The following is an 8216-nucleotide window of genomic DNA, read 5'->3' as shown; positions in this document are numbered from 1 at the left end:
GGCTCGGGGCAGTCCGTCGCGGCCGGTTCCGCCGCTGGACTCCCCTGGCCGTCCGCGAGGCCGACCCGGCGTGACCGGGCTCACGTCCGCCGGTGTCACGCCGTGCCTGCGCGCACCGTCGGGTGGGTGTCAACACCGACCGGACCGAGGAGGGCCGTCATGCAACGGATCAATGTGGCCGAGGTGGCACCGCAGGCGTACCAGGCCGTGCTGGGGCTGGAGAAGTACGTCCGGGCGAACGTCGAACACACCGTGCTGGAGCTGGTGAAGCTGCGGGCGTCGATGCTGAACGGCTGCGCGTTCTGCGTCGACATGCACAGCCGGGACGCGCTGGCGTCGGGCGAGTCGGACCGGCGGCTCTTCGCCGTCGCCGCCTGGCGGGAGGCGCCCTTCTTCGACGAGCGGGAGCGGACCGCGCTGGCGCTCACCGACGCGGTGACCCGGCTCGGCGAGCACGGCGTGCCCGACGACGTCTGGGACGCGGCGGCGAAGGTGTGGTCCGAGAAGGAACTCGCCGACCTGCTGATGGCGATCGCCACCATCAACGTGTGGAACCGGATCGCCGTGACCTGCCGCACCGACCTCCCCACGGAGGTGTGACGGTCCGCGACGCGACGCAGGCGGCCGGTGCGCGCGACGCGCACCGGCCCCGCGACGGCGGGTGCGTCAGACCAGCTCGGGGAACCAGAGCGCGATCTCGCGCTTCGCGCTGTCCGGCGAGTCGGAGGCGTGCACCAGGTTCTCGCGGTTGGACAGGGAGAGGTCGCCGCGGATCGTGCCGGCCGCCGCCCGCCGCCCGTCGGTCGCGCCGACGAGCCCGCGCACCACGTCGATGACCTGGTCGCCGGAGAGCACCAGCGCCACCAGCGGGCCGCCGGTCATGAAGTCCTTCAGCGGCGGGTAGAACGGCTTGTCGACGTGCTCGGCGTAGTGCTCGTCGGCCAGCGCGGCGTCCATCGTCCGGGACACCATCGCGTCGATCCGCAGCCCCTTGCGCTCGAAGCGGGAGATCACCTCGCCGACCAGCCCGCGGCGGACCGCGTCGGGCTTGATCAGTACGAGGGTGCGCTCATCGGGGCTGCTGCTGGACACGCTGGGTTCCTCCTGTGCGCGGAAGACGGTCGGGCTGGGTACGGTCAGCCTAGCGACCCGGTCCCGGCACCGGCGCGGCGGCCGGTCCTTCCTCCGGCGGCCGATCCGGCCTAGCCTGGCCCTTGACCCTCGGGAGGTCCACTGTGGCGAATGGCGGGAACCGGCCCATCGCACCGGTACGCAAGCTGATCGCCGCGGTGCTGGGCACCGTGGCCACCTTCGTCGTCCTCTTCGGCCTCGGCATGACGAGCTGGGCGATCGTGGCGCTCGGCGTCGCCCTGCTGGTGCTGGCCATCGCGCTGGCCACGGTGCGCGGGGGCGGTCGCACCTGGGTGATCGGCGAAGGGCACGTGCACAGCGCCTCCGAGCCGCCCACCCAGTACGCCTTCGGCCGCTGCGAACTCCAGCTGGTGATCGACGCCCCGGGGCTGCCGCCCCGGTCCAAGAAGATCATCGAGCCGCGGGTGCCGGTGGCGAAGTGGCCGTCGCTGGGCCAGACGCTGCCGATCCGGGTGGCCCTGGACGACCAGCGCCACGTCCGGGTGCTCTGGGACGACGTGCCCACCCACGCGGAGACCGCCGCCGCCGTCGCGGCCGACCTGCCGCCCGAGTACGCGGGCACCGAGCCGCTGGACGACGTGCTGATCCAGCAGGAGGCCCCGCCGTGGGCGGACCGGGCGCCGGACGACGACTTCCGGGACGACTACCGGGACGACTTCCGGGCGCCGGTGGGCGATCCGCTGGGCGACCCCGTCGGGGATCCGCTGGGCGATCCGCTCGGTGGGGACCGGGTCGGGCGACCCGAGGAGCGCGAGCCCGTCGTGATGCACCAGCGTCCGGGTGGGCCGGTCGTGCTGGAGGGCACGCTCGTCGAGCAGCCCACCACCGGCACCCTGCCGCGCCGGGCCACCCCGACGCCCCGCCCGCCCGCCGAGGAGCGGTTCGACGCGCCCGGCGAGCGCCTCGACCCGTCCGCGCCGGCGGATCCGCTCGACCTGCCCCTGGACGATCCCGCCCCGCCGCGCGACCGGGTCCGGGACGAGCGGGTCCGCGACGAGCGGGTCCGCGACGAGCGGGTCCGCGACGAGCGGGTCCGCGACGACCGGATCAGCCCGGAGGAACTGGACGAGGCAATCTTCGGCCCGGGCCCGGGCCCGGCGACCGACGCCGACGACGAGGCCGGGGAGACCGCGGCGGCCGGCGACGAGTTCGGGGCGCCGATCGCCGGCGTGGGGCTGACCCTGCTGGTCACCGACCTGCCCCGCTCGCTGGACTTCTACCGCGACCTGGGCTTCGCCGAGGTCGACCGGGGCTCCGGCAACGCGGTCCTCTCCTCGGGGACGACCCGCCTGGTGCTGCGCGAGGTGACCGAGGCGGCGCCGATCAGCCGCCGGCTGGTGCACGTCAACCTCGAGGTCGACGACATCGGCTCCGCCTACGAGCGGCTGCGCGGCACCGGCGTCCGGTTCACGTACGCCCCCCGGGTGGTCAACCGGGGCACGAAGCTGGAGGTGTGGGCGGCGGCGTTCCGCGACCCGGACGGCCACGGCATCGCCCTCACCCAGTGGCGGGAACGCGCCGAGGCCTGACCCGTCAGCCCAGGATGACCCGGCGCACGTGCAGGGCGTAGCCCCACACCAGGGCGAAGACGATCCCCAGCACCAGCAGCGACCAGTGCAGCAGGCCGGCCAGCATGAGCAGTCCCTGCAGGCCGGTGCCGGCGTGCCAGGCCCACGGCCGGCGCATCATGCCGGCGAGCAGCACCGCCGCCACGGCCAGCGCCACCACGGCCCCGATCGCGGCGCCGCCCAGGTCGCCGCCGACCACCCGGATCGGCTGGATGGCCAGCACCAGCACCAGCGCCTCCAGGCTGAGCGTGCCGGCGCCGAGGCCCCGTACCGCCCGCTCCGGGTTGCGCAGCCCGGAGCGGCGCGGCGGCCGCCCTGCGGGGTTGCCGTCGGCCGTCCGGACCGCGCCGTCGTCAGGGGTGCCGTCCGACATACCGGCGGGGAGGTCGCCGGGGACCCCGTCGGGTGCCCCGGTCGGGCGGTCGTCGCCCGTGGGGGCGCGTTCCGGCCCGGTCATCGCTTCAGCAGCCGACGGGCGTCGGCCACCGTCACCACCGACCCGGTGACCAGCACCCCGACCCCGCTCAGCTCCCCCGGTACGTCCTCCTCGGCCATCGCCACCGCCGCCTCGATCGCGTCCGGCATGTCCTCGGCGACCTCCACCCGCTCGGGCCCGAAGACCTCCGCCGCCAGCGTGGCCAACTCCCGGGCGGGCAGCGCCCGGGGCGAGCTGTTGCGGGTCACCACGACCTGGTCGACCACCGGCTCCAGCAGCTCCAGCAGGCTCGCCGCGTCCTTGTCCGCGAGGACGCCGACCACCGCGACCAGCTTGCTGAAGGCGAACTCCTCCTGGAGGGCGGCCACCGTGGCCGCCATCCCGTGCGGGTTGTGCGCCCCGTCGAGCAGGATGGTGGGCGCGCTGCGTACGCGCTCCAGCCGCCCCGGCGAGCTGGCGGTGGCGAAGCCCTCCCGGACCGCCTCGACGTCGAGCTGCCGCTTCGCCCCGGCGCCGAGGAAGGCCTCCACCGCCGCCAGCGCCACCGCCGCGTTCTGCGCCTGGTGGGCGCCGTGCAGCGGGATGAAGACCTCCTCGTAGACGCCGCCGAGGCCCTGGAGGGTGAGCACCTGCCCGCCGACGGCGACGGCCCGCCGCAGCACCCCGAACTCGGCGCCCTCCCGGGCGATGGTCGCGCCGACCTCGGCGCAGCGCTCCAGGATCGGCCCGGCGGCCTCCTCCTCCTGCGCCGCGGAGATCACCGTCGCGCCCCTGTGGATGATTCCCGCCTTGGCCAGCGCGATGTCCTGGATGGTGTCGCCGAGCCACTCGGTGTGGTCCAGCCCGACCGGGGTGAGCACGCACACCCCGGCCTGGATCACGTTGGTGGCGTCCTCGGCGCCGCCGAGACCCACCTCGACCACCGCCACGTCCACCGGGGCGTCGGCGAAGGTGGCGAAGGCCAGCGCGGTCGTCATGTCGAAGTACGTCAGCGGCTCCGCCGAGCGCTCGTCGACCAGCCGGGCGAGCGGCTCGACCTCCCGGTACATGGCGACGAACCGTCCCTCGTCCACCGGCTCGCCGTCCAGGCTGATCCGCTCCCGGACGCTCTCCAGGTGCGGGCTGGTGTAGCGGCCGGTGTGCAGCCCGAACGCCCGCAGCAACGAGTCGATCATCCGGGCCGTCGAGGTCTTGCCGTTGGTGCCGGTCAGGTGGATCGACGGGTACGCCCGCTGCGGGCTGCCGAGCAGGTCCAGCAGCGACTCGATCTTGTCCAGCTCGAAGGCCATGCGGGTGAACCCGCGGTCGGCCAGCTCGGCCTCGACGGCGGCGAAATCGGTGCGGTCGGTCACGAGGGCAGCGCCTCCAGAGCGGCGTCGATGCGGACGAGGTCGGCCTCGGCGACGGCGAGCCGGTCGCGGATCTTGGCGACCACCGGCTCCGGCGCCTTGTCGACGAACGCCGGGTTGCCGAGCTTCGCCCGGGCCTGCGCGGCCTCCTTCTCGGCGGCGGCCCGGTCCTTGGTCAGCCGGGCCCGCTCGGCGGCCACGTCGATCGTCCCCCGGGTGTCCAGGGCCACGCTGACCTCGCCGGGCATGGCGAGCGTCGCGCTGGCCTGGAAGCCGTCGCCGGCCGCGTCGAGGCGCACCAGCGACCGGATCAGCGGCTCGTGCGCGGCGATGCCGGCGGCGGCCAGGCCGTCGAGCCGCGCGGCGACCCGCTGCGTCGGGCGCAGCCCCTGGTCCGAGCGGAACCGCCGGATCTCGGTCACCACCCGCTGGAGGGTGCCGACCTCGACCTCCGCGGCGTCGTCGATTCCGGTACGGTCGGCGACCGGCCAGGCGGCCGTCATCACCGTCTCGCCGCCGGTGAGCGCGGTCCACAGCTCCTCGGTGACGAACGGGATCACCGGGTGCAGCAGCCGCAGCAGCTGGTCCAGCACGTGCCCGAGCACCCGGCGGGTCGCCTCGGCCGCCGGGCCGCCCTCGGCGAGCACCGGCTTGGTCAGCTCCACGTACCAGTCGCAGACGTCGTCCCAGGCGAAGTGGTAGAGCAGGTCGCAGACCTTCGCGAACTCGTACGCCTCGAACTGCTCGTCCACGGCGGCGGTGACGTGCGCCAGCCGGGACAGGATCCACCGGTCGACCGTCGACAGCGTGTCGGCCGCCGGCAGCGGCCCTTCGGTGTGCGCGCCGTTGAGCAGCGCGAAGCGGGTGGCGTTCCACAGCTTGTTGCAGAAGTTGCGGGAGCCCTGGCACCAGTCCTCGCTGACCGGCACGTCCCCGCCCGGGTTGGCGCCCCGGGCGAGGGTGAACCGGGTGGCGTCGGCGCCGTACCGCTCGATCCAGTCCAGCGGGTCGACCACGTTGCCGAAGGACTTCGACATCTTCTTGCCGTGCTGGTCGCGGACCATGCCGTGCAGGGCAACCGTGTGGAACGGCGGCCGGCCGTCCATCGCGTACAGGCCGAACATCATCATCCGGGCGACCCAGAAGAAGAGGATGTCGTAGCCGGTGACCAGCACGCTGGTCGGGTAGAACTTCGCCAGGTCGGGAGTCTGTTCCGGCCAGCCGAGCGTGGAGAACGGCCACAGGCCGCTGGAGAACCAGGTGTCCAGGACGTCCTCGTCCTGGTGCCAGCCCTCGCCGCCCGGCGGCTCCTCGTCCGGGCCGACGCAGACGATCTCGCCGTCCGGGCCGTACCAGACGGGGATGCGGTGGCCCCACCAGAGCTGGCGGGAGATGCACCAGTCGTGCATGTTGTCGACCCAGGCGAAGTACCGCTTGGCCAGCTCCGCCGGCTCGATCTTCACCCGGCCGTCGCGCACGGCGTCGCCGGCGGCCTCGGCCAGCGGGGCGGTGTTGACGAACCACTGGAGCGACAGCCGCGGCTCGACGGTCGTCCGGCACCGGGAGCAGTGCCCGACCGCGTGCACGTACGGCCGCTTCTCGGCGACGATCCGGCCCTGCTCGCGCAGCGCGGCGACGATCGCGGGGCGGGCCTCGTAGCGGTCCAGGCCCTGGAACGGGCCGTGCGCGGTGATGACGCCCCGCTCGTCCATGATCGTCAGCGACGGCAGGTCGTGCCGCTGGCCGATCTCGAAGTCGTTCGGGTCGTGCGCGGGGGTCACCTTGACCATGCCGGTGCCGAAGCTCGGGTCGACGTGCTCGTCGGCCACGATCGGGATCCGCCGGTCGGTCAACGGCACGGCCACCTCGGTGCCGATCAGGTGCCGGTAGCGCTCGTCGTCCGGGTGCACGGCGACCGCGGTGTCACCGAGCATCGTCTCGGCCCGGGTGGTGGCGACCACGACGTCGTCGCTGTACCGGATCGAGATCAGCTCGCCGTCGTCGTCGGTGTGCTCCACCTCGATGTCCGACAGCGCGGTCAGGCACCGCGGACACCAGTTGATGATCCGGTTGGCCCGGTAGATCAGCCCGTCGTCGTAGAGCTTCTTGAACATGGTCTGGACGGCCCGGGACAGGCCCTCGTCCATGGTGAAACGCTCACGGTCCCAGTCGACGGAGTCGCCGAGGCGGCGCATCTGGCCGAGGATCGCGCCACCGGACTCGGCCTTCCACTGCCACACCCGCTCGACGAATTTCTCCCGGCCCAGGTCGTGCCGGGACAGGCCCTGGCCGGCGAGCTGCCGCTCGACCACGTTCTGGGTGGCGATCCCGGCGTGGTCCATGCCCGGCAGCCACAGCGCCTCGTGGCCCTGCATCCTCTTGCGCCGCACCAGCGCGTCCTGGACGGTGTGGTCCAGCGCGTGGCCCATGTGCAGGGAGCCGGTGACGTTGGGCGGTGGGATGACGATGGTGAAGGGGGGCTTGTCGCTGTCCGCCGACGCCCGGAAGTGGCCGGCGGCTACCCACTGCTCGTACCGTCGCTGCTCCACCTCGCCGGGCTGGTACTGGCCGGCAAGGGTCGGGGCGTCGGGGCGTCGGGCATCCAGTCTCTCGGTCACCCTGAAAGTCTACGGAGCGCTTCCCGGGACCCGACGTGCGCCACCTGCCGTTCGCGTACGGTGTCGGCTATGTCCGACGCACATCTCACCGATCGCCCGGTCGCCGACGGGCCCGAACCGATCGACCTGACCGACGAGCCCATCCAGCTCAGCAACCGGGACCCGGAACACGCCCCGGAGCGGCGGACGGCGCGGTCGAGGCGCCGGCGAATGGCGTGGGCCGCGGCGGCGGTGGTCGGGCTCGCGGGGGCCGCGGTGCTCGGCACGGCCGGCTGGCGGGTCGCCCAGCAGAAGGACGCCGACCTGGCCACCCCGGACCGGGTGGCGGGCCTCGTACGCGACGACAGCGACCGGGCCCGCAGCACCTCCGACTACCTGCGCAGCGGCTTCGCCGCCGGCATCGACCTGGACAGCAGCTTCGGCGCCGTCTATCTGGATCCCGCCGCCGACAAGCGCCCAGTGCCGGTCTTCGGCGGGGCGACAATGCTCTGGCAGCCGGAGCGCGACCTGGACAGCCTCTTCGGCCTGCTGAGCGACGAGACCGGCAAGGTGACGGGGCTGCGCAAGGTGCCCGCCGGGCGTTTGGGCGGCGTGATGAAGTGCGGCAACACGAGCGGCGACGGCGGGGACTTCGCCGTCTGCGGCTGGGCCGACCACGGCAGCGTCGTAATGGCGATGTTCCCCGGCCGGTCGATCGACGACGCCGGCAGGCTCTTCCGCGCGATGCGCGAGGAGATGCAGACCCGGGAGTGAGATCCCCGCAGCCCACCCTCGGCATCCGCCCGCCTGGTCGCCTGGTCGCCTGGTCGCCTGGTCGCCTGGTCGCCTGGTCGCCTGGTCGCCTGGTCGCCTGGTCGCCTGGTCGCCTGGTCGCCTGGTCGCCTGGTCGCCTGCGGCATTGTCCTTCCGACGTCGCGGTGCGGCGAGGCGCTCCGGCTCGCGGGGAGGCACACAAAGCCCCTTAACGCAGTTCAGGGCCACCCCGGAAAGGGGTGACCCTGAACTGAACGATTGTCCGGCGGTGTCCTACTCTCCCACACCCTCCCGAGTGCAGTACCATCGGCGCTGGAGGGCTTAGCTTCCGGGTTCGGAA

The 8216-nt window shown here is 73.4% G+C and carries 7 protein-coding genes and 1 rRNA gene; 3 read left to right on the top strand and 5 right to left on the bottom strand.

The genetic code is table 11. The features are described 5' to 3' along the window. Positions 1-159 precede the first annotated feature (159 nt). On the top strand, positions 160-600 hold the full coding sequence (locus RM555_RS30685) for a carboxymuconolactone decarboxylase family protein (RefSeq protein ID WP_311414979.1): 441 nt from the start codon (positions 160-162) through the stop codon (positions 598-600). Between the two features lie 66 nt (positions 601-666). Here the strand turns inward: RM555_RS30685 and ndk are convergent, their stop codons facing one another. Then, the gene (gene ndk, locus RM555_RS30680; protein ID WP_132240451.1) at positions 667-1092 is read right to left on the bottom strand and encodes a nucleoside-diphosphate kinase; all 426 of its coding nucleotides are present in this window, start codon (positions 1090-1092) and stop codon (positions 667-669) included. Positions 1093-1235: 143 nt separating this feature from the next. Between ndk and RM555_RS30675 the strand changes: the two genes are divergently transcribed. After that, positions 1236-2681, top strand: coding sequence for a VOC family protein (locus RM555_RS30675; protein ID WP_311414978.1), 1446 nt, complete (start codon positions 1236-1238; stop codon positions 2679-2681). Positions 2682-2685: 4 nt separating this feature from the next. On the opposite strand, the gene RM555_RS30670 is transcribed toward RM555_RS30675, so the two are convergent. The 3 genes from RM555_RS30670 to RM555_RS30660 all read right to left on the bottom strand — a co-directional run bounded on the left by RM555_RS30670 (position 2686) and on the right by RM555_RS30660 (position 7123). Then, complete coding sequence (locus tag RM555_RS30670; RefSeq protein WP_311414980.1) at positions 2686-3093, bottom strand: DUF4233 domain-containing protein; 408 nt, start codon at positions 3091-3093, stop codon at positions 2686-2688. 80 nt (positions 3094-3173) lie between these two features. Then, on the bottom strand, positions 3174-4508 hold the full coding sequence (locus RM555_RS30665) for a bifunctional folylpolyglutamate synthase/dihydrofolate synthase (RefSeq protein ID WP_311414977.1): 1335 nt from the start codon (positions 4506-4508) through the stop codon (positions 3174-3176). Beyond that, positions 4505-7123, bottom strand: coding sequence for a valine--tRNA ligase (locus tag RM555_RS30660; protein WP_311414976.1), 2619 nt, complete (start codon positions 7121-7123; stop codon positions 4505-4507). The genes RM555_RS30665 and RM555_RS30660 overlap by 4 nt, the downstream gene beginning before the upstream one ends. 69 nt (positions 7124-7192) lie before the next feature. On the opposite strand from RM555_RS30660, the gene RM555_RS30655 reads away from it, so the two are divergent. Next, positions 7193-7876, top strand: coding sequence for a hypothetical protein (locus RM555_RS30655; RefSeq protein WP_311414975.1), 684 nt, complete (start codon positions 7193-7195; stop codon positions 7874-7876). A 260-nt stretch (positions 7877-8136) separates the two neighbouring features. Here the strand turns inward: RM555_RS30655 and rrf are convergent. Beyond that, positions 8137-8216: ribosomal RNA gene (rrf, locus tag RM555_RS31180) — 5S ribosomal RNA — on the bottom strand; the annotation flags it as partial.

The organism is Micromonospora reichwaldensis (assembly GCF_031845925.1).
Taxonomy (GTDB): Bacteria; Actinomycetota; Actinomycetes; order Mycobacteriales; family Micromonosporaceae; genus Micromonospora; species Micromonospora reichwaldensis.
Note: the sequence above shows the minus strand (reverse complement) of the source record. Positions and strands in the feature narration are given on the sequence as shown.